Source organism: Hydrogenophaga electricum (assembly GCF_030160815.1).
Taxonomy (GTDB): Bacteria; Pseudomonadota; Gammaproteobacteria; order Burkholderiales; family Burkholderiaceae_C; genus Hydrogenophaga; species Hydrogenophaga electricum.
The window spans coordinates 109,039-129,614 of the sequence record NZ_BSPB01000005.1 but is presented as its reverse complement, the minus strand read 5'-3'; the positions used below and the strand labels follow the sequence as shown (position 1 = coordinate 129,614).

At 68.9% G+C, this 20,576-nt stretch carries 33 protein-coding genes; 7 read left to right on the top strand and 26 right to left on the bottom strand.

Going from position 1 to position 20,576, the window contains the following annotated elements:
* The first annotated feature begins 24 nt into the window (after positions 1–24).
* From QQK43_RS05335 to QQK43_RS05310, 6 genes are read left to right on the top strand one after another with little or no spacing between them, the layout of a single operon-like run.
* On the top strand, positions 25–507 hold the full coding sequence (locus QQK43_RS05335; RefSeq protein ID WP_284306966.1) for a phage major tail tube protein: 483 nt from the start codon (positions 25–27) through the stop codon (positions 505–507).
* An 11-nt stretch (positions 508–518) separates the two neighbouring features.
* Positions 519–806 (top strand): phage tail assembly protein, encoded by a 288-nt coding sequence (locus QQK43_RS05330; RefSeq protein WP_284306965.1) that lies wholly within the window; start codon positions 519–521, stop codon positions 804–806.
* Between the two features lie 14 nt (positions 807–820).
* Positions 821–952: a GpE family phage tail protein gene (locus tag QQK43_RS05325; protein WP_284306964.1), complete on the top strand. Its 132-nt coding sequence runs from the start codon at positions 821–823 to the stop codon at positions 950–952.
* 42 nt (positions 953–994) lie between these two features.
* Positions 995–3,319, top strand: coding sequence for a phage tail tape measure protein (locus QQK43_RS05320; RefSeq protein ID WP_284306963.1), 2,325 nt, complete (start codon positions 995–997; stop codon positions 3,317–3,319).
* 14 nt (positions 3,320–3,333) lie between these two features.
* Positions 3,334–3,741 carry a phage tail protein gene (locus QQK43_RS05315; protein WP_284306961.1) on the top strand — a complete coding sequence of 136 codons (408 nt, stop codon included), beginning with the start codon at positions 3,334–3,336 and terminating at the stop codon, positions 3,739–3,741.
* 8 nt (positions 3,742–3,749) lie between these two features.
* The gene (locus tag QQK43_RS05310; protein ID WP_284306959.1) at positions 3,750–4,793 is read left to right on the top strand and encodes a contractile injection system protein, VgrG/Pvc8 family; all 1,044 of its coding nucleotides are present in this window, start codon (positions 3,750–3,752) and stop codon (positions 4,791–4,793) included.
* 30 nt (positions 4,794–4,823) lie between these two features.
* Here QQK43_RS05310 and QQK43_RS05305 read toward each other — a convergent pair whose 3' ends face one another.
* The 20 genes from QQK43_RS05305 to QQK43_RS05210 all read right to left on the bottom strand — a co-directional run bounded on the left by QQK43_RS05305 (position 4,824) and on the right by QQK43_RS05210 (position 17,512).
* Complete coding sequence (locus QQK43_RS05305) at positions 4,824–5,153, bottom strand: hypothetical protein (RefSeq protein ID WP_284306958.1); 330 nt, start codon at positions 5,151–5,153, stop codon at positions 4,824–4,826.
* A gap of 130 nt (positions 5,154–5,283) precedes the next feature.
* Positions 5,284–5,724, bottom strand: coding sequence for a hypothetical protein (locus QQK43_RS05300; RefSeq protein WP_284306957.1), 441 nt, complete (start codon positions 5,722–5,724; stop codon positions 5,284–5,286).
* On the bottom strand, positions 5,721–6,248 hold the full coding sequence (locus QQK43_RS05295; RefSeq protein ID WP_284306956.1) for a hypothetical protein: 528 nt from the start codon (positions 6,246–6,248) through the stop codon (positions 5,721–5,723). The genes QQK43_RS05300 and QQK43_RS05295 overlap by 4 nt, the downstream gene beginning before the upstream one ends.
* On the bottom strand, positions 6,245–6,757 hold the full coding sequence (locus QQK43_RS05290) for a glycoside hydrolase family protein (RefSeq protein WP_284306955.1): 513 nt from the start codon (positions 6,755–6,757) through the stop codon (positions 6,245–6,247). Before QQK43_RS05290 ends, QQK43_RS05295 begins: the two co-directional genes overlap by 4 nt.
* Positions 6,754–7,014, bottom strand: coding sequence for a hypothetical protein (locus QQK43_RS05285; RefSeq protein ID WP_284306954.1), 261 nt, complete (start codon positions 7,012–7,014; stop codon positions 6,754–6,756). Before QQK43_RS05285 ends, QQK43_RS05290 begins: the two co-directional genes overlap by 4 nt.
* Entirely contained in the window at positions 7,011–7,553 is a 543-nt protein-coding gene (locus QQK43_RS05280; protein ID WP_284306953.1) for a hypothetical protein, read from the bottom strand. The genes QQK43_RS05285 and QQK43_RS05280 overlap by 4 nt, the downstream gene beginning before the upstream one ends.
* Before the next feature lie 21 nt (positions 7,554–7,574).
* The gene (locus QQK43_RS05275; protein ID WP_284306952.1) at positions 7,575–8,747 is read right to left on the bottom strand and encodes a phage head spike fiber domain-containing protein; all 1,173 of its coding nucleotides are present in this window, start codon (positions 8,745–8,747) and stop codon (positions 7,575–7,577) included.
* Positions 8,744–9,376: a hypothetical protein gene (locus QQK43_RS05270; RefSeq protein ID WP_284306951.1), complete on the bottom strand. Its 633-nt coding sequence runs from the start codon at positions 9,374–9,376 to the stop codon at positions 8,744–8,746. The genes QQK43_RS05275 and QQK43_RS05270 overlap by 4 nt, the downstream gene beginning before the upstream one ends.
* A gap of 17 nt (positions 9,377–9,393) precedes the next feature.
* Entirely contained in the window at positions 9,394–10,707 is a 1,314-nt protein-coding gene (locus QQK43_RS05265) for a hypothetical protein (protein ID WP_284306950.1), read from the bottom strand.
* Complete coding sequence (locus tag QQK43_RS05260; RefSeq protein ID WP_284306949.1) at positions 10,707–11,036, bottom strand: hypothetical protein; 330 nt, start codon at positions 11,034–11,036, stop codon at positions 10,707–10,709. The genes QQK43_RS05265 and QQK43_RS05260 overlap by 1 nt, the downstream gene beginning before the upstream one ends.
* 8 nt (positions 11,037–11,044) lie before the next feature.
* Positions 11,045–11,938 (bottom strand): hypothetical protein, encoded by an 894-nt coding sequence (locus QQK43_RS05255; protein WP_284306948.1) that lies wholly within the window; start codon positions 11,936–11,938, stop codon positions 11,045–11,047.
* Position 11,939: 1 nt separating this feature from the next.
* Positions 11,940–12,575, bottom strand: coding sequence for a phage tail protein I (locus QQK43_RS05250; RefSeq protein ID WP_284306947.1), 636 nt, complete (start codon positions 12,573–12,575; stop codon positions 11,940–11,942).
* A complete protein-coding gene (locus QQK43_RS05245; protein WP_284306946.1) occupies positions 12,572–13,444 on the bottom strand; it encodes a baseplate assembly protein in 873 nt (290 codons plus the stop codon). The genes QQK43_RS05250 and QQK43_RS05245 overlap by 4 nt, the downstream gene beginning before the upstream one ends.
* Complete coding sequence (locus QQK43_RS05240) at positions 13,441–13,800, bottom strand: GPW/gp25 family protein (protein ID WP_284306945.1); 360 nt, start codon at positions 13,798–13,800, stop codon at positions 13,441–13,443. Before QQK43_RS05240 ends, QQK43_RS05245 begins: the two co-directional genes overlap by 4 nt.
* Before the next feature lie 2 nt (positions 13,801–13,802).
* Positions 13,803–14,381 (bottom strand): phage baseplate assembly protein V, encoded by a 579-nt coding sequence (locus QQK43_RS05235; protein WP_284306944.1) that lies wholly within the window; start codon positions 14,379–14,381, stop codon positions 13,803–13,805.
* A gap of 210 nt (positions 14,382–14,591) precedes the next feature.
* Positions 14,592–14,810: a hypothetical protein gene (locus tag QQK43_RS05230; RefSeq protein ID WP_284306943.1), complete on the bottom strand. Its 219-nt coding sequence runs from the start codon at positions 14,808–14,810 to the stop codon at positions 14,592–14,594.
* Positions 14,811–14,815: 5 nt separating this feature from the next.
* Positions 14,816–15,595, bottom strand: coding sequence for a hypothetical protein (locus QQK43_RS05225; protein WP_284306942.1), 780 nt, complete (start codon positions 15,593–15,595; stop codon positions 14,816–14,818).
* Complete coding sequence (locus QQK43_RS05220) at positions 15,588–16,373, bottom strand: hypothetical protein (protein ID WP_284306941.1); 786 nt, start codon at positions 16,371–16,373, stop codon at positions 15,588–15,590. Before QQK43_RS05220 ends, QQK43_RS05225 begins: the two co-directional genes overlap by 8 nt.
* Positions 16,357–16,794: a hypothetical protein gene (locus tag QQK43_RS05215; protein WP_284306940.1), complete on the bottom strand. Its 438-nt coding sequence runs from the start codon at positions 16,792–16,794 to the stop codon at positions 16,357–16,359. Before QQK43_RS05215 ends, QQK43_RS05220 begins: the two co-directional genes overlap by 17 nt.
* A gap of 40 nt (positions 16,795–16,834) precedes the next feature.
* Complete coding sequence (locus QQK43_RS05210; protein WP_284306939.1) at positions 16,835–17,512, bottom strand: hypothetical protein; 678 nt, start codon at positions 17,510–17,512, stop codon at positions 16,835–16,837.
* Between the two features lie 175 nt (positions 17,513–17,687).
* Between QQK43_RS05210 and QQK43_RS05205 the strand changes: the two genes are divergently transcribed.
* The gene (locus QQK43_RS05205; protein WP_284306938.1) at positions 17,688–17,933 is read left to right on the top strand and encodes a hypothetical protein; all 246 of its coding nucleotides are present in this window, start codon (positions 17,688–17,690) and stop codon (positions 17,931–17,933) included.
* A gap of 8 nt (positions 17,934–17,941) precedes the next feature.
* On the opposite strand, the gene QQK43_RS05200 is transcribed toward QQK43_RS05205, so the two are convergent.
* The 6 genes from QQK43_RS05200 to gpM all read right to left on the bottom strand — a co-directional run bounded on the left by QQK43_RS05200 (position 17,942) and on the right by gpM (position 20,544).
* Positions 17,942–18,391: a phage virion morphogenesis protein gene (locus QQK43_RS05200; protein WP_284306937.1), complete on the bottom strand. Its 450-nt coding sequence runs from the start codon at positions 18,389–18,391 to the stop codon at positions 17,942–17,944.
* Between the two features lie 25 nt (positions 18,392–18,416).
* Positions 18,417–18,800 carry a phage tail protein gene (locus QQK43_RS05195; protein ID WP_284306936.1) on the bottom strand — a complete coding sequence of 128 codons (384 nt, stop codon included), beginning with the start codon at positions 18,798–18,800 and terminating at the stop codon, positions 18,417–18,419.
* A gap of 4 nt (positions 18,801–18,804) precedes the next feature.
* Positions 18,805–18,969, bottom strand: coding sequence for a hypothetical protein (locus QQK43_RS05190; protein WP_284306935.1), 165 nt, complete (start codon positions 18,967–18,969; stop codon positions 18,805–18,807).
* A gap of 20 nt (positions 18,970–18,989) precedes the next feature.
* Positions 18,990–19,196: a tail protein X gene (locus tag QQK43_RS05185; RefSeq protein WP_284306934.1), complete on the bottom strand. Its 207-nt coding sequence runs from the start codon at positions 19,194–19,196 to the stop codon at positions 18,990–18,992.
* Positions 19,197–19,210: 14 nt separating this feature from the next.
* Positions 19,211–19,705: a head completion/stabilization protein gene (locus QQK43_RS05180; RefSeq protein ID WP_284306933.1), complete on the bottom strand. Its 495-nt coding sequence runs from the start codon at positions 19,703–19,705 to the stop codon at positions 19,211–19,213.
* A 131-nt stretch (positions 19,706–19,836) separates the two neighbouring features.
* Positions 19,837–20,544 (bottom strand): phage terminase small subunit, encoded by a 708-nt coding sequence (gene gpM / locus QQK43_RS05175; protein ID WP_284306932.1) that lies wholly within the window; start codon positions 20,542–20,544, stop codon positions 19,837–19,839.
* Between the last annotated feature and the right edge of the window lie 32 nt (positions 20,545–20,576).

Sequence of the window (20,576 nt, the reverse complement as noted above, 5' to 3'; positions counted from 1 at the left end):
GACCCCCCAACCGGAGCACCCATCATGAAGATGCCCTACACGCTGAAGGCGTTCAATTTTTTCTCGGACGGCGACGCCTGGAAAGGCTTGGTCGACGAGATCGAGCTGCCGAAGATCAAAAAGAAGATCGAGGACCACCAGGGTGCCGGCATGGTCGCGCCGGCCCCCATGTCGCTGGGCTATGAAGCGCTGGAAATGGCGATCACCCTGGGCGGCGTGGAGGCCGCCGCCATCGGCTTCGCCACCGGTGTGGGCGTGGCATCTGTGGTGGGCCGCTTCAGCGGCGCGTACCAGCGCGACGACACCTGCGCTGTGTCTGCCGTGGACATCTACGTGCGCGGCACCGCGACCGAGCTGGACCCCGGTACCGCCAAGCAGGGCGAGAAAAACAAGGTCAAGCTGAGCCTCAAGCTCAGCTACATCCGCTTCGTGATGGACGGCGCCGTGCTGGCCGAAGTGGATGCCCTGAACACCAGCGACAGCGCCATCGCTGCCGCGATCAACTGAGGGCCGGGACGATGCACACGACGGAATCGATCCCCCTGGCCGTGCCGCTGCAGCGCGGTGACCAGACCATCACCGCGCTGACGCTGCGCCGCCCTGGATCGGGCGAGCTGCGCGGGCTGAAGCTGATGGACCTGCTGAACATGGACACGGTGTCCCTCTCGGTGCTGCTTCCGCGCATCAGCACGCCCACGCTGACCAAGGCCGACGTGGAGGCATTGGACCCGGCCGACCTGCTCAACCTCGGTATCGAGGTGACCAATTTTTTCGCCCCGCCGAGCCCGACGCCGGGCCAGGGCTGACGCTGCCCGACGACGTGCAGGAGATCGAGGCCAACCTGTTCGTCGTGTTCCCGGGCTGGACGCCCGAAACCACGGCCGCCATGAGCCTGGAAGAGCTGATGCGCTGGCACGATCTGGCGCTGGCCCGGGCGCCGAAACAGACCTGACAACCACGCCCCACACGAGCCGCCACCGCCATGGACAAAAACATGAATGTGACCGTGGCCCTGCGCGGCGTGGACGCGCTGGGCCCGAAGGTCAAACAGGCGGTGGACCGCATCAAAGAGCTGACGACGCGGGCGCAGCAGGCGCGGACGCGGCTCAAGGATGTGGCGATCACGCAGAACCAGCTCAAGGGCTTCGAGAAGCTGCGCACTGAGGTGCTGCAGACCAAGAACGAGCTGGATAAGGCCAAAGCCAAGGCCAAGGAATTCGGCGACCTGGCCCGAAAGACAGCCTTCGCCGCAGAGCCCTACGAAGCCGCACGCCGAAAGGTCCGTGCGTTGGCTGGTGACTACGAGCGCCTGACCGAGCGCATGAAGGTGGCCCAGCAGAGCCTGGGCCGCAAGGGCTACGACGTGGGCGGCACCACCATTTCGGCGCTGCAGCAGCGCGCGCAGGCTGATCACGCCGCGGCGCTGGCCCAGGTGCAGCGGGCAGAACGCATGGAGGCCGCCCGGGCGCGGGCTGACCGGATGCGCGGCACGGCCGGCAACATGGCCGCCGCCGGTGCCAGCATGCTGGTGCCGGGCTATGCGATCACGCGGGGCCTGGGTGGTGCGGCCGGTGCGGCCGGCGACTACCAGTCGGAGCTGCGGCAGATTGCGCTGACGGCCGACATGACGGACGCGCAGATGCGCGCGCTGGGGCAGCAGCTGATCCGCACCAGCGGGCAGGTCTACCAGGGCACCGAGCAGCTGACCAGCGGCATCGCGTTTTTGATTGCGGCCGGCATGGCCAACGACGTGGCGCAGCGCTCGATCCACACCATTGGCAAGGTGTCGACGGCCTACAAGGCCGACATCCTGGAGGTGTCGCAGTCGGCCTTTGTGCTCAACGATGCGCTGGGCATCGTGCCCGAGCGGCTGCAGGGTGCCATTGGCATCATGGCCAAGGCGGGTAAAGAGGGCAACGTGGAGCTGCGAGACATGGCCAAGACGCTGCCGGTTCTCAGCTCCGGCATGGTGGCCCTGAAGATGAAGGGCAATGAGGCTGTGGCCACGATAGCGGCGGGTCTGCAGATCGCCCGAAAGGGCGCGCCCACGGCCGACATTGCGGCCAACAACATGCAGAATTTTCTGACCAAGGTCATGAGCCCGGAGACGCTGAAGAAGGCGCAAGAGAAGTTTGGGCTGAATCTGTACGGCGTGATCACCAAGGCCCAGGCCGCCGGGAAGAACCCGATTGAGGCCGCGCTGTCGGCGATCCAGACCGCGACGAAGGGCGGCGACCAGAAGCTGATCGGCGATCTGTTCCAGGACATGCAGGTGCAGGCGTTCTTGCGGCCGATGCTGCAGAACATGGACGAGTACCGGCGCATCAAAAACGAGGCGCTGGCGGCGGCCTCGGGCACCATGATCGACGCCGACTTTGAGCGCGTGGTGGTGGACCAGGATGTGCAGGTTCGGCGCCTGACCGATGCGTGGATGAATCTGAAGATCATGCTGGGCCAGGCACTGGCGCCGGTGCTGGTGCCGCTGGCTGGCGTGCTGTCGCGCGCGGCCACCGGGCTGGGCAATTTTGCCGAGCGCCACCCGAAGCTGATAACCCTGCTGGCGACGCTGGCCGGGCTGCTGGGCGTGCTGCTGGTGGTGGGCGGCAGCATCACGCTGATGCTGGCGGCGGTGCTGATCCCGTTTGCTGCGCTGACGGTGGGCGCTGCCGCCCTGGGCGTGGGCCTGGCGCCGGTGCTGGGCATTCTGGTGCTGATTGCCGGCGCCGTGGCCGCGGTGACCGCTGCGTTCGTCTACTGGGATGAGATCGTGGCGGCGTTCAAGCAGAAATGGGCCGACCTGAAGTTCGAGCTGGGCGTTGTGGGCGGGTTCTTTCTGACCGTGGGCCGGGCCATTGTGGACGGGCTGATCAAGCCGATCTTGAACGGCGGGGCGGAGGTGGTGCGCGCCATCCTCGGCCTGGTGTCAAGGGGTGTTGATGCGGTCAAGGCCTTCCTGGGCATCCGCTCGCCTTCGCGGGTGTTCGCCGGCATCGGCCTGAACACGGCGCAGGGCCTGGCGCTGGGGGTTGAGCGTGGCACGCCATCGGCCGTGGCCAGCGTGCGGCGCATGGCCGCCGGCGTGGCCGTGGCCGGCGTGGCCACGGTGGGCGCAGTGGGTGCGGCGGCGGCAGGTGGCCCCGGCGGTGCGGCCGGTGCTGGCGCTGCCGGTGGTGGCGTGCAGATTGGGCCGGTGAGCATCGTCATCAACGGCGCGGGCATGGACGCGGAAGCCATTGGCCGCGAGGTGGAGCGGCGCTTGCAAACGCTGGCCCGGCAGGCCCGCAGCGACGCGCAGGCCCGGTTTTTTGACGACAACTGAGGGGAGCCGCCACCATGATCATCACCCTGGGCGAGTTTGCGTTCTGGGCGCTGGGCACCAGCTACCACGAGATCCAGCGCGACACGAGCTGGCGCGTGGCGAAGCACCCGCGCGTGGGGCAGCGCCCGCTGTTGCAGTTTGTGGGGCCTGATGACGACAAGGTGACGATCGAGGGCACGCTGTACCCGCAACTGACCGACGGGGCAGAGAGCATTGAGGCGCTGCGGGCGCTGGGCGATGCCGGTGAGTCGCTGCCGCTGGTGGACGAGGCGGGCTGGGTCTACGGGTTGTTCGCGATCGAGCGCGTGAGCGAGACCAAGAGGCACATCATGGGCGGGCAGGCGCAGCGCATTGACTTCACGCTGCACCTGGTGCGCGACGATGACGCGGCGATTGCCACGCGCGCCTACGCCTACGCCTGAGCACCCCGATGAAGAAGCCCGACTGGCGCATCACGCTGAACGGCAAGGAGGTGGAGCGCCGCCGCTTCATGGGCCTGAGCACCACCGACAACCGCGGCCTGGAGGTGGACACGCTGGTGATCAGCTTCACCGATCAGGACGGGCTGCTGGCCATCCCCCAGAAGGGCGTGGAGCTGGGCGTGTTTGTGGGCTACGAGGGCGACGCGGAACTGATTGACCGGGGTGTGTTTGTGGTGGACTGCGTGCGCCACACTGGCCCGCCCGACGTGCTGGAGGTGACGGCCAAGTCGGCCCGGCTCTCGCAGAAAAACGGGCTCGACAACGTGACCACGGAGGTGGGCGCGGGCCCGAAGCTCAAGCAGCGGCGCGAGCGGAGCTGGGAAGCGATCACCCTGGGCGACCTGGTGCGCCAGATTGCCGCGCCCTATGGCCTGGAAGTGCGCGTGAGCGAGGCGCTGGAAGAACACTTCATCGCGCACATGGACCAGACCGAGAGCGACGGCCACTTTCTGACCCGCCTTGCGCACGATCTGGACGCGGTGGCCACCGTGAAGGCCGGCAAGCTGCTGTTTCTGCGTGCTGGCACGGGCGAGACGGCGGAGGGTGAGGCGATCGAGCCGATCACCATCAAGCGGCAAGAGGGCGACCAGCACACCTGGGAGGCCGCCGACAAGGGGCGGTGGACGGGTTGTTCTGCCCACTGGCATGACTACGCCAGCGGCAAGCGTGAGCGCGTGGACGTGGGCGATGATGGCTACCGCAAGCAGTTGCCCCGCACCTACCCGAGCGAGGCCGCCGCGCGGGAGGCGGCGCAGGCCGAGTTCCAGCGGCTGAGCCGGGGCCTGGCGACCATGCAGCTTGACGTGGCCGACGCCGACCCGGCGCTGTTTGCCGAGACGCCGCTGACGCTGGAGGGCTGGCTGAAACCCGAGATTGACCACGACCGCTGGATCACCACGCGGGTGACGCTGCGCATGGACCCCACCCGGGGATTCAGCGCGGCCGTGGAGGCTGAGGACCGGCCGCAGGACGGGAGCGGTACCGCTGAGTGATGGCGGGCCCGGGTGGGCCCGCAGGGTGGCTTACAGGTGGGAGCGCAGGCGCTCGGCCGCGCGGCTGAGGGCCCAGGCGTACAGGCCTGCGTACAGAGCAGCGAGCATGACCATGAACGCAGCCGGCTCAAGCCATGCCGGCAGGCTGGCGAGCAGGACGGCGAACATCTGGCTGGTGGGTGCTGACGGGTTGCTGTTGGCCGCACCGCTGAAGCCGGCCAGCAGAGCAAAGGCGATGAGGCCTACCAGTGCCAGGGTGGCCGCCACGAGCGCCCAGCCGCGCGCCGATTCGCGCAGTGTGTGGTGATCGCCACCGTGATCGAGTTCGCGCAACGCCAGCCATTTGTAAACGTCTTTCATGGAAGCTCCTTTGTGTGACAGGGGGCCAGATTACCCCATGCCGGCCGCGAAAAAAAGCCCGCCGGCATGGCTGCGGGCGGGCAATGTGGGCCGGGGCCCACAGGAGACAACCGGGAATTGCGCGCGTGCGTCAGGGCACGATGACCACTTCGGGCCGCACGATGGTGGGTTCGGGCTGGGTGACCACCACAGGGTCTTTGCTGGTGACGCTGGTGGCGCTCTTGACGATGCTGGCGCCGGCGGCGTAGGGCGCCACGGCGGTGGCGGTGCCCTGGATGACCTGGCCGGTGGTGGGCGCGATGGTGGTGGCCGTGGGCCGGCCGCCGAAGGTGCTGGCCAGGCCGACGCCCTGGCCGTACATGGCGCACATGGCGATCTGGTGGTCGGTGCGGGCGTTGTCGAAACAGCTCTGCACGTTGACCTGTTTTTGCAGCTCGACATCGCTGTAGGCGCGGTATTTGGCCGCGTCTTGTTCCTGGCCCTTGATGTGGGCGGCGTCGAGTGCGGCGCAGCCGCTGAGTGTGGCGAGTGCGACGGCGGCGAGCAGGGCGGCTTTGATGAGGGCTTTCATGGCGTGGGCTCCGGGGTGGTGGTCTTGGCCTGGGGGTTCAGCGCGGTGCGCTTGGCTTCAAGGGCGGCGCGGCGCTGGTCGATGGTGAGCTTGAGGGCGTGAGCAGTTGCAGACGCTCGCGCCGCCTCGTGTCCCAGTCGGACTGCATCGTCTTCAACGACTGCAAGATCGCGCTCGGCGGCCTGGGCATATCGACCGCAGGTTCCGGCAGCGGCTCGCTCGGCTGCGGCGACGATGGCGGCACGCTCGGCGCCGCGCACGCGCTCAGTGCGAGCGCGATCAGCAGCGGCAGCGGCCACGCTGCCCAGTGCTTGGTTGTAGGCATGCTGGATCTCCTGATTGGCCTGCACAAGGCGGGTGAGTTCGCGCGCGTTTTCGCGGTGGGCGGTGGCGACCGCGGCGGCCTGGGTGGCGCGCAGCTCGGCCACATCGGCGCGCAGGCCTGCGGCGCGGTAGGCCTGCATGCCGCCCCAGGCCAGGGCGCCCAGCAGGGCGGCGAGAAGGGCTTTGGTGAGGGTGGTCATGGCTGTTGGGCCTCCAGGCACTTGGTGCGCCGTTCGTGGGCGCGCAGGGCCACGCCGCGGCAGCCGCTGCCGGGCAGGGCGCAGTCACGCCCGGCGACGAAGCGCCAGCGGGCGTATTGATCGCATGCCTGGGCGTACTGGCCGGCGTTGACCGCCCGCACGATGCCGCTGTTGCAAGTGGCTTCGGCGCCGTACTGGTAGGCGTGGTCTACCAGTAGGTCGTATTCAGCCTGGTGCAGGGGTGCGGTGATGCAGCGCTTGAGGCGGGTTTCGTCGCGGCCGATGTGGGCGAGCGAGCGCTGCACGGCCTTGGGCGGGGTGATGGTGTCGCCCATGCGCACGGGGGTGCCGTCGTCGCGCTTGGTGCTGCCGAAACCGACGGTGGGGACGTCACCCGGTACGGGGATGACGGCGGTGGTGGTGTAGCTCTCGTGCGCGACCATGGCGCCGAAACCGGCGGCGCTGAGGCTGAGGGCCGCGACGACGATGCGCGGGGTTTTGTTGATCACAGGTTGGCTCCTTTCGAGTCTTCGCCCAGGTCGCGCAGGGCGGCGCGCAGCTTGGCGCGCTTGTGGGGGATTTCGTAGCGGACGTAGCCGTAGAGCTGGGCGCCCAGCCACAGGCCTGAGAGCAGGCCGACCGCGAGGTTGACCAGGCCCAGGAAGGTGCCAGCGCCCAGCGCGGCGGCCATGTAGTTGATGGCCTTGACCACGGGGCCCGGCTCTTGCGAGGTTTGTTGCAGCAGTTCGGCGACCTTGTTGCTCATGCCAATGCCAGGCCTTTCTGGAGGGTGAGGCGCGGGGCGCCGGGTTCGTCGACCGCGAAGAATTCGGCGGTGCAGATGCGGGCGCCGGGCTGGCTGAGCGCCAGAGCAAAGAAGGCGGCCGGGGTGAGGCGGTGCGGGTCGATCACGCCGTGCGCGGCGGCCACGGCCTCATTGCAAAACCAACTGCCCCGGTGGTGCGGCAGGAACCACAGCACCGTGGCCAGCGCGCCGCGTGTGTCGTAGGGCTCGCCGCTGTGGGCGGTGAACCAGTCGATGGCGGCCTCGGTATCCCAGTGGGGCACGTTGACGGCGACCCAGTTGGCGGGGGTGAGGTTGGCGTCGGGCTTGATGCGCACGCCGCCGTCGCGCAGGGAGCTGGAGCCGATGGCGCAGTGCCGTCCGGTGCCGGCGAGCACGGCTTCCACGTGGGTGACGCGGCGCCAGGTGGCGCCCTTCTGCGCGGCGCGCACGGCGGCCCAGCCGATGCGGGCGGCGATGTCGTCGGATGCGTGGTTGCCGATGTAGCCCAGGACGATCATGGTGCGGTGCTCCGGTGGTGGTCAGAGCCCGGCCATGCCGAGCGACTGCAGGAGGCGGTTTGGGAGGGCGGTGGGGATGTAGGCGGCGCGCTTGATGCCGCCGTTCCAGTGCTCGGACGCACCTGGGAAGGCGTTGCCCAGAGTGAGCACGTTCATGGCCGCCAGGTCCATCGTGTGGGCGCGCTCAACCACACCGCCCCCGTTCGCTGACGTGCTGCAGGTGCCAGCGGCGAAGGACGTGGCCCGCCGCCACAGCACCCCGGCGGCGGCATTGGGCCCCGTCACGATCGTTGACGGCGCGGGGTTGGTGTACAGATTGATCGCGCCGGCCGAGTTGACGTAGTGACTGGTGCGGTTCGTGCCGCCACCGTTGGAAACGCCCACCGCAGTTTTTGAGGCACCGACGAGGGCGGGCTGCGAGGCTTCGGTAAACAGCGTTCCGCCCGACGGATTCCAAACGGCCGAGAACGCCGAACCGGAGAGCGCAGCGCTCGGCGTGGCGCGGGTGACGGCGGCGGCGCCGGTGATGATGTAGGGCGTGACGAAGCTGCCCGTCTCGACCTGCATGCCGAAAAAGCAGTCGCCGACCACCGGACCTGCCCATTCGGCTCGGCACCCGTTGCCGGCGCCTGCGACAGCCCCGACAACCGCTACGCGCTGCCAGCCAGCGACAGAAACAAAATTGGTGGTAGCCCGAACCGTGTCTGAGGTGTAGTCCTTGAGGATCAACTGCATGGCGCGGCCAGCAGTGGCTGTCCAAATCCACCACGAAAGGGCAACCGTACCGTTTGCGGTCAGGGCCACATCCCGGAGAAAGCGCGACCCAGCAACCGTGAGGCGCTGGCTCGGAACACCAGACAGGAGTGCTGGCCCGTCTTGCACGTACGTGCTACCGGGCCCTGGCGTGACGATGTTGGAGTTCAGGACTTGATTCGTCCGCGCCTCCCAGATCTTGCGGTCCACGCGCTTGAGCGTGACCGGGTCGTATTCCACCGGCCATTCATTCACGCCCGCCGTGCGCAGCACGCCGTCTGGGCCGAAATAGGTTCGGTTGGCGTCGCCCGTGAACACGAGGCCGGGGGGCAGCGTGTCGTTGTTGACGTCGAGCAGGAAGGCGGCCTTGGACAGCAGGTAGTCGAGCGGGTTGACGACGGCCCGCCAGAGGCCCCAGGGGGTGCGCTGCGGGGCGGTCATTGCGCGGGCTCCTCGAGCGGCTCTGCCGGGGCCGGGGTGGTGATGCCGAGCGCGGCGCTGATGGTGCCCACAAACGCGGCCCAGTCTGCCCAGGCGGTGGCATCGTCACCCGCTCGGATGGCGGCCTTGGCGGTGAGGCGCGCCGTGCGGATTTGCAGCAGGGCGGCGCGCCAGGTGGCGGCCTGGGCGAGGATGTCGGCACAGGCGGCCACTTCGTCCATGCCGGATACGCTGGCCCACACGGCCACGCTGGGCGGCGCGCTGTCGGCGTGGCCGCTGGCGTGCCACGCGGTGGCCTCGGCCTCGGCCTGGCGGTATTCCTCAGCCCGGTCACCAATGACGGCGCGGACGATGGCGTCTGCCTGGGCGTCGATCAACTGCAGGGCCTGGGCTTCGGTGAGGGGCGCCGGGGCGGGTGGTTCGGGCGGCAGGGGCAGTGCTTCGATGAGCCAGGGCAGGCCTTCGCCCTGCCAGCGTGCCTGGTGGCCGGGCGGCACTTCGGGCTGTTCGGCGCGCACGGCGCGAACGGGGGGCACGATGACGCCGGGGGTGATGGTGGTGTCAAAGGCCCACACCGGGCCGGTGTAGACGTCGTCTTCAGGGGCGAGCTGGCAGAAAAGTTCGCGCATGGTGGTGGGCCCCGGGCTCAGTATTTCCAGCACAGCGGGAAGGCGCTGTTCTGGACGTTGGTGTGGTCGCCGCTGCCCAGGTTGATGACCTGATCAGCCGTGGCGGTGGTGCCGAAGGCGACGGGGTTGGTGGAGCCGGTGGTGCCGCCCGAGCTGAATTCGCCCGTGAAGTTGGTGGCGGCTTCAAACCCCCCCTGCAGGCGCTTGAGGCGCAGGGTGGAGGCCTTGAGGTTGTCGGCCTGGTAGGTGCCGCGCACGCGGCCGGGGTCGAACCCGCGGCCCTGGTCAAGCGCTTTGAGCACGGTGCCGCGCACGTCTACCGTGGTGGTGCGGCCGGTGTAGGCGCGCAGGGCGGCGAACACGGCGGCGCTGATGTCGGCATTGGCGGCCACGGTGCCGGGGGGCAGGGTGTCGCCGTCGTAGTACACGGGCTGGCCGAGCCGGAGCGAGGCGTAGCCGGTGTAGGCACCGATGGTGCGCCAGGTCATGAGGTCGGCATAACCGTCGTGGTAGATGGGGCCGACGTTGGCCACCGGCAGGGCTTCGGCGGCGCCCAGAACGGGCAGGCGAGCGGCCAGCAGGGTGGTGTGCGCGGCGAGCTGGCCGGCGAGATCGTCAAGCGCATCACCCACGGTGGTGAGGCCGTGGCCGATGGTGTAGCTGTCTGACTCGTATTCGACCCAGGCGGCGCTGGTGCCGGGCTCTGCCGTGGCGGCGTTGGCCAGGTCTGCCACCAGCACCCAGTATTGGCCCAGGTGGGAGACGACGGCGGGCCGTGCCAGCGGCAGCGCGCCCAGCACCTGCGGCAGGGTGGCCCAGGGGCCCTTCAGCGCGTATGCGCCGGCGGACATGTCGGTGGCGGTGAGGGCCACCACGGCCGCGTCTGCCGCGCTGGCGGCCTGGCTGGCGGCTGCGGCGGCTTCGCTGGTGGCGGCGTTGCTTTCGCTGCTGGCGGCTGCGGCGGCGCTGGCTGCTGCCGCGGCCTGGCTGGCGGCGGCGTTGTCTTCGGAATCGGCGGCGTTGCTCTCGCTGCTGGCGGCTGCTGCTGCGCTGGCTGCGGCGGCGGCTTCGCTGTCGGCGGCGTTGCCTTCGGAGGCTTCTGCGGCGGCCTGGGCCACGAGGGCGGCGGCTTTGGCTTCGACGGCGACGGCGACGTAGCCCGGGATATCGGGGTGCATGTCGCCCGTGGCCCCTGTGGGGCCGGTGAGGCCGACGTGCACGGCCACGGCCGCGAACTGCACGGGCGTGGCGGTGGCGCCCTGCGCAGCGGTGCCGGTGCTGGTGACTGTGTAGGTGCACAGCACCGGGAAGGGGAAGGGCACGCCAGACATCAGCGGATGACCTCCACCGCCATGGCGGTTTCGACCTCAAAGCGGCGGCTGGCGGGTGCGGGCTCGGTGTAGACCAGCCGCGCGGCGTAGGTGCCGGGGGGCCAGGGCAGGGTGTTGGCCACTTCGAAGGCGAATGACCACGCGGGATCGGTGGTGGTGAGCCAGGTGCCGGGCAATTCGGCGGTGTAGCTGGTGCCGATGAGGCGCAGGGCCACGCCCCAGCCGGCCATGTCGACGGGCTCGGCGTCGGCGGTGGCGATGGGGCACTGCTCGGTGCTGAGCGCGAGCCCGAAAACGCTGCCGGCGATGTGGCGGAGGGTGGTGGCCATGGGGTGGGTCAGGCCACGTAGGCGACCTGGATGCCGGCGCCGACCTTGGTGGCGGTGACGGCGGCGCCGCCCGCGTTGCGCACAAAACACGCGACGGTGTCGCCCTTGTTGAGCTGGACGGACAGGGCGACGGCCAGGCCGTCGAGCTGCATGCCGCCGCCGGGGTAGCTGTCTTTGAGGTGGTTGCCGAAGCCGACCTGGGCGCCGTTGACCTGGATGGCGGTCATGGGTGAGATACGGCCCCCCGCGCCACCGTTGACGCCGTTGGTGCAGGAGGTCCACGCGAGCAGGTTGGCCAGCCCGGTGCGGCGCGCGACGACGGAGGCGCCGGCATTGGTCCATGCGGAGTCGACCACCAGGGCTTGCGTGGTGGCGGTGGTGGCGCTTTGAACGACGTTGATCGGTTCGTAGCCGGTGGGATCGTTCCAGACCATGAAGCCGGTGCCTTCGACCCAGATCAGGCCTTCGTTGGCGGCCGGGATGGCCACCACCGAGCCGATGGCGCGGATGTTGGTGCGGGCCTGCTTTTGCTGCGCGGTAGAGAGCGCCTGGGGGGTGTAGCGCACGGCGGCCAGGGCGTTGATGACATCGGTCATTTCCGCAGCGGTGAAGGCCCAGCGCTCCCACTTGGTGTCGTCGGTGCCGGGCTCGGCGCTGGTGTTGACTTTGGCGCGCCAGGTGACTCCGGCGTGCAGCACGCAGGCGCCGGCGGGGTAGGTGTGCTGGGCGGCAAGCCCGGCGTCCCACGGGGTGACGTTGCGCAGGCGCTGGTAGAGCGAGCGGCTGGCGAGCTGGCGGATGGGCAGGGTTTCGGAGCTGTCGGGCCCGCCGTCGAGCACGTCGCCGTCGGCGTATTGGTAGACGCCGGCACCCCAGTTGTCGTTTTCGTTGACGTTGGCCATTTCAGATGGTTCCTCGGACTTTGCCGGTGCCCCGCAGGTGGCCCAGGCCGCGCAGCAGGGGGGTGGTGGGTTGGTTCATGTCGACCAGGTGGCAGCAGGCGCGTTTGACGCGGTCAACGGCCTGCAGGAGCACCTGGTATTGGCGGTCGGTGATGGGGTTCTCCAGCACGATCGAGAAGGTGGCCCAGTCGGCGCTGTTTTTGCGGCGCTGGACGCCGTCACGCTCGGAGCCGTCGCCACGGCGGCGGGCGCCCGGGTGTTCGATGACCTGGGCGTTGGGGTGGCCGAGCAGTTGCAGGGTGAGCCGGATGCCGGCCACGGTGCCGCGCAGCTGGTTGATGCGGCGGGCGTTGGCCAGCATCTCGCGCTGGAAGCGCTCGGGCCATGCCGTATCAAAAAAATCGAGCCGGAAGGCCCAGGCGAGCAGGGGCAGGGTGGCGAGCGGGGCGGTGGCGGCGTCCCACAACTGGGGCACCTGGCGGTGCAGGCCGGTGGTGCCGTTGACGCCGGGCAGGGTGCCCCACAGGCGCGCGCCGGCGGTGAGGTCTACGGCGGTTTCGAGCGGGGTGGCGTTGCTGGGCAGCACGCTGCCGGCACCGGGCGCGTAGTTGATGAGGCGGGTGGCGCTGGTGGTCATTGCGCGGTGCCTCCCCATTGCACGTCGACCCAGGTGCAGCGGGCGATTTGTGTGGCGTCGCACACGATGTCGGCCACCGGGCGGGCCACGTCAACGCGCTGCACGCCGGCCACATGCGCGGCGGCGGCGATGGCGCTGCGCGCCACGTCGGTGCCGACGGTGTAGAGCTGGGCCACCAGGGTTTGCAGGGCGGCGGTGGCTTCGGCGACCTTGGCTTCGGGGTCGGCGCCCGGGTAGGTGTAGAGAGTGACGTGGGCGACGTAGAGCTGCACCTGCACCGGCTGGACGACGACGGTTTCGCACAGCGGGCGCACGGTGTCGGTGTTGAGCCGGGCGACCACGGCGGCCAGCACTTCGGCGCTGGGTTCGCCGCTTTCGGTGTCGCCCAGCACGGCCACGATGGTGGTGCCGGGGTGGGGGGAGTAGACGCCGGCGTCGGCCACGTCAGCATGGGCGCTCAAAGCGTGGAACAGGTAGGCATCGCGCGGGCCCGCGGTGGACCAGCTGGCGGGCTTGAGCTGCAGGCGGCGGCGGTAAGCGGTGTCGGTCTCGTCGTCAGCGATGCGCGGTTCCTGGTAGTAGGTGAGGCCGATGTGATCGAGGTCGGCGCCGGCCGCGTAGGCGAGGGTGAGGGCGAGGGCCTCTTCGTTGTAGCGCTGGCGGAGCAGGATTTCGCGGTAGGCGAAGGCCTCGGTGAGTTTGGTGATGGGCTCGCTTTCGAGCGCGAGCACGGGGGCCAGGGCGGGCTGGCGGGCCACAAGGTCGGCCTTGATGGCGCTGACGATGGATTCGAAATCGAGCGCTTCGACGATGGCCGGTTTCGGCAGGGCGTCGAGGTTGATGGAGGCAAACGCGGCGGCGCTGCTCATACAACGGCCTCCACGGTCACATCACCGTCTTCCAGCATGAGGTCTACCGCGAACACGGCGCGGCCTTGCATGCCCTGGGCGGCCTCGATGGGCTGCATCTGCACGCGGGCGAGCTTGAGGCGAGGTTCCCACCGCAGCAGGGCGGCGGCAGCGGCGCCGTAGCAGCGGGTGCGCTGCACGGCGGTCATGGGTGCGTCGATGTAGTCGGGCACGGTGGAGCCGTAAGCGCGGCGCTCAACACGGGAGCCGATGCGGGTGGTGAGGATGTCACCGATGGACTGGGCCAGGTGGGCCGTGCCGGTGAGGGTGCGGCCGGTGGTGCGGTCCATGCCCGCGAAATCTGCGATGCGCGGCATGCTCAGGCACCCCCCAGCGGCATGGGCGGTGTGACCGGGGTGCCGGGCACGGGCGCGATGATGAGGTGGATGTGGGTTTTGCCGACGTCCTGCCCGTCGTGGTCCATGCTGCCGCCCACTTTGTGGAAGCTGCCGCCCTGCATGAAAACTTCGCCGTCGAGCGTGATCTGCGGGGCCTTGAGGGTGGCGGGTACGGCGCTGTCGATCAGCAGCGCGGTGCCGTCTTTGCGCAGGATGGTGCCGTCGTCAAATTCGATGAGGTCGACCGCGTCGTCGGTGCTGGGCGGGGGCAGGGCCTCGGTGTTGTAGATCTGGACGATGACAGCCTGGCGGGTGTCTCCACCTGGGCAAGCCATCAGCACCTGGGAGCCGACGCGCACAGGGCGCCAGCGGCGGAAATTGGCGCCGATTTCTTGCGGCACGGGAAGGGGGGCGGTGAGGATGCTGCCCAGCTGCACCCGGGCACGCGGCGGCGTGGCCGAGTGGTCGACCTCGGCGATGGTGCCCATGAACACGAGCGCCTGCAGGGCGCGGGCGTCGTCAGCGCTGAGGAAGTGTTGGCGGGGGGTGTCGGGGGACATTGCCCGATGGTCGGGCGGGCCTCGCGCGAGGGCAATGTGCGGCGGTTGGCAATGCGCGGATTGCCAAGGGTGCGGCGCTGCCTATACTGGGCGGGCCGGCTGTGAGATGGCCGGCATTTCCTCCCTCCCGGCGGGTTCCAGCGTGTGACAGCGCTCTGCCGGGCCTGCAGCCCGGCTTTGGCCGGGCTTTTTTTTGGGGTGCGCGGGGGCCTATTCGGCCGATGGGAGGCCTAGAGCTGCGCGGGCAAGGGCAAGGGTGCGGCGGGCGCTTTTGAGGGCCTGGCTGGCCGCCTGTGGAGTTACGCCGGCCGCTGCGGCGGCGGCGGACTGCGACAGGCCGTCGACGAGCATGAGGCGCGCGCATTCCTGTGTTGGGCCTTTGTGCAGGCCTTTGAGCTGGGCGAGGGCGTCGAATTGGGCTGGGGTCATGCTCATCACACCGCCAGCGCTGCTTTGAGCATGTTGCGCACCAGATCCTGCTGCGACACTCCCGCCTCGGCGGCACGGGCCTTGATCATGCGGTGCTCGCTCTCGGTCAGCCTGATCAGCATGCCCGCATCCAGGACAGGCGCCGGGCCATCATGCTCGGCCGACAGGGCACCGCTGGCGATGGCGGCCGCCACCTCCCCCACGGTGGCCGATGACCGGCCGATCCGGATCACATCGGCCTTGGCGTCGTAGCGCACCCGGCTATCCGGTCCCGGCCGGGGCCGGCGCTGTGCAGACACCCGGGCAGATTCAAGGACGGCCCGTTGTTCAGCCGGCGAGCGGATCGAGTCGCCCGAGAACACCAAGCGAGCCTGGGCAGCCGTGAGCGTGTGGGCCGGAAGCTCGGTGCTCTGGTATTCGCCTGCAGCGTTGACGGTCAGCACCGGCACAGTTCCGCCCAGCGCCAGGGCATGCTGGCGCTCCACGGGCAGATTGGCCAGGCTGCGCAGCACGGTGGGCTGCCCAGCAAAGCGGATCACAGCCTCCGCATCGAGGCGACCGGCCGCGATCATGGGAAGGTACACGGCCAGCCCAGTGCGCAGGTCGGAAAGGTCCTCGCCTCGCTTCTCCAGTTCGGCCCAGATCAATGCCAGGTGCTGCAGGTGGCGCGCGCTCATCGTGAGCGACTTAGCCAACTCGCCTCGCAGGGTCTGGGTGCTCATGCTGCCCAGCTCATACGGGGTCGGCAGGGGAATGGTGTCCACCGCCATCAGTCCGTCATTCATCGTTGAGGCTCCGTTTGATCAATTCGTCACCGGCCGCCACAAGGCCGCGCAGGGCCTGTTGGCGCATGTATTCCCGCATGTAGTCCCGGTATCGCTGGCGCCCTTCGGGGGTGCTGCGCACTTTGTTCGCTGAGCGCCGCCACGACTCGCGCGCCCGCTCGCTCCACGCCGCGTACTGCTCGGGCGTCATGGCGGCCATCCGGGCGTCGCGCGCGGCTCGCTTCTTGGCCTGGGCGAAAGGGTCGGCCGCGTAGCGCTCTCTTGCCCGCTCCAGAGTGCGCGCGTAGCGATGCGGGTCGGCTTTGAGGCGTTCCCGCTTGCGCTTGCCCTGCTCGCTCTGTTGCGCGCGCAATCGCAGGGCAAATTCCGTGTCCGCTGCCGCGCGCGCGGCGCGCTCAGCATGGATGCGCTTGTAGTGTTCGGGATCTACTGCCACCTTGCGGTGGTGGTACGCCATGTTGTTGGCGCGTTTCTGCAGCAGTGCGCATGCGTCCGAGCAGGTCGCGCGAAAAAGCGCACTCTCGAACCACCGACCACAGACCTCACACGTGCGTTGTGCCCGGCAATGAGAGCAGGCCTCGATCACATCCTTGCGGGCTCGGTTGCTAGCGCAGTGGGGGAGCCGCTGGGCCATCACGACCTCTTGCCGACCACAATCACACTGCACAAGCCAGGCCCGATAACTCGTCTTGCCGCTGGCGCTCAAGACGTCGGGTGCCTTGTCCACCACCAGCAGCTTCCCGAAACGGCGGCCACGCAGGTCAAGCGGTGGCGGCATTGCTCCCTCCGATTCGCGCGCCGGCCTGGCGCAGAGCATCCCCATGGCTCTGCGCGCCACCTTCCAGGCTCAGCCAATAGCGGCGCACGGTCTCGCGCAGAGCGACCAGCTCGGGCCACGCCAGGGCCCGCAAGGCGGCCACGGTGGCCGCCTGATCGATGCCCCATTTCTCGCAGATTTCCCGGGCGTCGGCCACCTCAGCCCACAGGTGGCGCATCGTCATGTCGTCATCGATCATCGTGCCGTTCGTGGCGTCGATCACGGCGCACCACTGCGCCTCGGTGAGGGTCGGCACCGCCGCGCTGATCAGGTCGCGCCAGTCGGCACAAATGCGGTTGATGCGCCCGCTGCGCTCGCTCTCGTAGCCCGCCAGGGCGCTGGCCATGGGCTCGCCGGCGTAGATTGCAAATTTCTCAGCCATTTGGCCTCCAAAAATGCCGGCCGCGTTGGCCGGCGGTGGATCAGTTGTTGGCGATGTTCTCGGCGCGCTCGTCGGCCTGCGCCTGGGTGATTCGGCCGTCAGCGATCAGGGCCGCGATGTGGCGTTCGTCCAGACCGTCGTCGCCGTCCTCGTCGAAGCGGCGTTCAGCCTCGGCCAGCAGCGCGTCGCGCAGGCTGCCGTGGATCACGCCATCAAAGTTGATGGCGGCCTCTTTCTCAAGCTCTGCCACCACCTCATCGAGCGCACGGCCAGACCACAAGCCCGCCAGGGTGTTGCCGCTGAAAAGGTAGTCGGTCGCGGTCCAGATTTCGACCGTCTCGAACTCGCGCAGCACGCCTTCCAGGCGCTCCAGGGCCTCGCTGGCGTCGGTGCTCAGCTTGCCGACGTAGTTGCTACCGTCCCAATCCACCTCATGGCCGGCATGAATCGTTTCGAGCAGGGCCAGCGCTTCCGCGCTCTCCAGGTAGTCGGCCAGCGCCGGGCCGTTGACGTTGTGGGCAACGTGCATGCGCAGCGTGCGGTTGTGCCACACGTACATCGGCACGCTGTTGCCGATTTCGCCCGACCAGTCGGCCGAGACTTCGCCCCCCTCGGTCAGCTCGACATAGGCCGGTTGGGGGTTGATCTGCTGGGGGTAGGTGTGGCTCAGCGGTGCGGCGGATTCGCGCAGGTTGGCCAGGCTGAATGTGATTGCCATGATGTCTCTCCTACATGTCCGGCTGCATCGGATGCTGCCGAGACTGGGGCCGGAAGCTGCCGGCTCAGGTGGACAGTTCGTCTGTCCATGGGTATTAATGTAAACGCAATTTAGTTTAGTTGCAATACCGTTCGTCGGCTGCCCACACACCAATTCCCCAGCGCAAAATCTCGACATGAGCAGCAATCGAGGCTGGCGCGGCTACGTCGACACACCCTGCTGGACGTGCGCCCACTGGGGCGGTGAGGTCGGCCCGCTCGGGCGGCTGGTGTGGTGTGCGGATGGGCAGATCGTCAAATCGCAGCCCGAGCGCGGCTGTGTGCACTGGACCGAGAGGCCGGCGAGCTGGGTGGCGCCGCCCTTTGAGCGGGAGCGTGAGCCCGACGCGCCACGCCGGGCGCCGCGGCTGCGGCCGGGGTAGGGCCAGCGCTACCCGCCGCCCACCAGGTGGCGTTGCAGCGCATCCCACACCACGGCCTCGGTCTGGCTGCTGACGCCGAGCAGCTGGCGCACCGGGTAGCGCACGGGGCGCAGGCGGGGGCGGGGGCGGTCCATTTCGCCGAGCTGGTGCACGCGGGCGATGCGCTCCACGCGGCCGACGAAGCCTACAGCGCCGTCGCTTTCGCTGGCTTGCACGGTCATGCTGCGGATGAGGCGCAGGCCCTTGAACATGGGGCCGCGCTTCTGGTCTGGGCTTGCCGGGTTGATGGACCGGGGCGCGAAGGCTTTGCCGTCGGGGTCTTGCTGGCGGCCGATGCGGCGGCCTTGCTCGCGCCGCACGTCTTGCACGATGCGGCGCATGAGCCGGCGGCGGCCGGCGCCGTCGAGCGCGCGCACCAGGGCTTCGAGCGTGGCGAGGTCGGCGCGGTCTTCGGCCATGGTGAGGGTTTACAGGATGGCCCGGTCAGGGCGGCAAGAAGGTGTCGGGGTCGGGCACGGCCGCTGCGCAGGCTGCGAATTCGCCACCATCGAACACCACCGCTTCGGAGAACGGCACGTCGAAACGCACGTCGACCTTCTGGTGGTCGATGACGTCGACCTCGAATTGCAGGGCGTCGAGTGCCTCGGTTTCGTTCGTGCGCAGCCACAGCGCCAGGGCGCGGGCGATGGGGTGCGGGGAGCCGATGAGGTCTTGCACGATGACGACGGCCGTGCCTTCGTAGCGCAGGCCTGCGCCTGTGTCTTTGATGCGGCCGTCGCGGATGAAGGTGTGCAGCTGGTCGGGCTCCAGCGCGGGGGTGGTGGTGGCGGCCAGCACGGCCGCGCGCAGTTGCTGGAGCTTGCTCACCGGATCACAGGAGCGTTTCGCCGTCCGGCAGAGTAACGACCACAGACCAGCTCAGCAGCGAGTCAGGTATAGGGCCGACCTTCTCATGCAGCTGTGTGCGTGCTTCTTGCACTGTCTCGGCCTCGATGTAGAGCGTGTCGCCTTCGGCGTCGCAGCGAAAAATCTTCATGGCATGTCCTTTCAGGTGGATCAATCCCACAGCTTGACGCGCCGGTCGGTCATGACTTCGGGCGCTTCGGGGATGGTGATGACGATGCCGGCGGGCAGGCGCACGGGCTGCTGGCACAAGCCGGGGTTGGCGGCCAGGACCTGGGCGGTGGTGGTGCCGTCGCGGCGGCCAAGGGCCTTGAGGGCGAGTTGGTCGACCATGTCGCCCTGCGTGGTGGTGATCTGCATGTGCGGGCCTCCGGCTAGAGCAGTTCCACGCGGCGGCGGGGCATGTCGATGATGTCGGCGATCGCGTATTGCGCTTCGCGCCGGTAGGCGTCAATGCGGCCTTCCATGGCGTCGGCGCGTTGGTGGCCCTCGGCGGTGGAATCGAAATCGCGCAGGCTTTCGGCGAGCAGGGAATCGGCGTAGCAATGCACGGCGCGCAGGTAGCGGGCCACGCGCCAGCCGGGGGCCTGGTGGGGCGGATCGGGCAGGTCGGCGAGGGTGCTGGCCTCGATGTAGGGCGGCTGCGTGCGCGCCAGCGCCGTGGCGATGCCGAACCAGCCGTTGAGCTGCGCGTTCACCCGGGCAATGCCTTCGCCCAGAGCGGCCAGGGCCTGGGGGTCCTGGGCGGTGCGGTCGATGCGGCTGGCGGCGCGCCAGGCGGCGAACGACACGGCCGGCCACCACGGGGAGTTGGGCAGGGTGTCGCTTTCGGGTGGGGCGGCCGGGCCGCCGGAGGCGATGAAGCTCATGGTGTGGGCGGCCGTGGGGTGAGCGCTTGGGGGTGTTAGGTGGGGCGGTGGTTCTGCTGCCGTTGGCGTGAGCGGTCAGGCCTTGCCTGTGGCGTCAGGGCCGCCCCGGCGTGTGGGGGGCACACTCGGGCCTAGCCCGCGCCTTCTTCGCCCGCCTCGGCTTGCTTGGCGGCGTTTTTGATGGCGCGTTCCAGTTGTTCGATGTCTTTCTTGACGCCCGCGTTTTTGTCGAGTTCAAGGGCGCGCTTGAAGACTTGCAGGGTTTCGTCGGGCGAGATTTCGGCAGCCACCGAAGCCCGGCCCATGGCTTTGCACAGCTTGGCCCGCACCTGGTCGGGCATGTCGGCATCGCCGACGATCTTGCCGGCATAGGCGCCGAACTCCAGCGCCTGCAAGGGCGTTTCGATGCCTTTTCCGGCGAGCATGAGGTCTGCTGTTTCCTCCACCACCACGGTGGGCAGGGTGCGCTTGTGCTGCTGGGGCATGACCATGTTGTTGCCCAGTGCCACGGCGGCCAGATCGAGCGCGCGGGCGATCAGCGCGCAGTCGAAATGCCAGAGCATGAGGGTGACCAGCACATCGTCCTGCGGGCTGGTGCCGGCGGCGATGAGGCCGCTGAGATAGGCGTCGTATTCCGGCAGCAGCTTGGCTTTGTGCTCAGCCCGGGCCTCCATGCTCTGCAGGTTGCGCAGCTGCTGCTGGTGCGTGTCGAGCAGCAGCAGCATGCGTTCGTACTGGGTGCGGCCTTCGACCTCGGCGGCGGTGGCCTGGGGGGCGGCTGCGGTGGCGGCCTGCTTGGCGGCCTGCACGCGGCGGAAATGGCGTTCCATGTAGCCCATGGCGGTGCTCCTGTGGTGGTCCCATCGCCCGC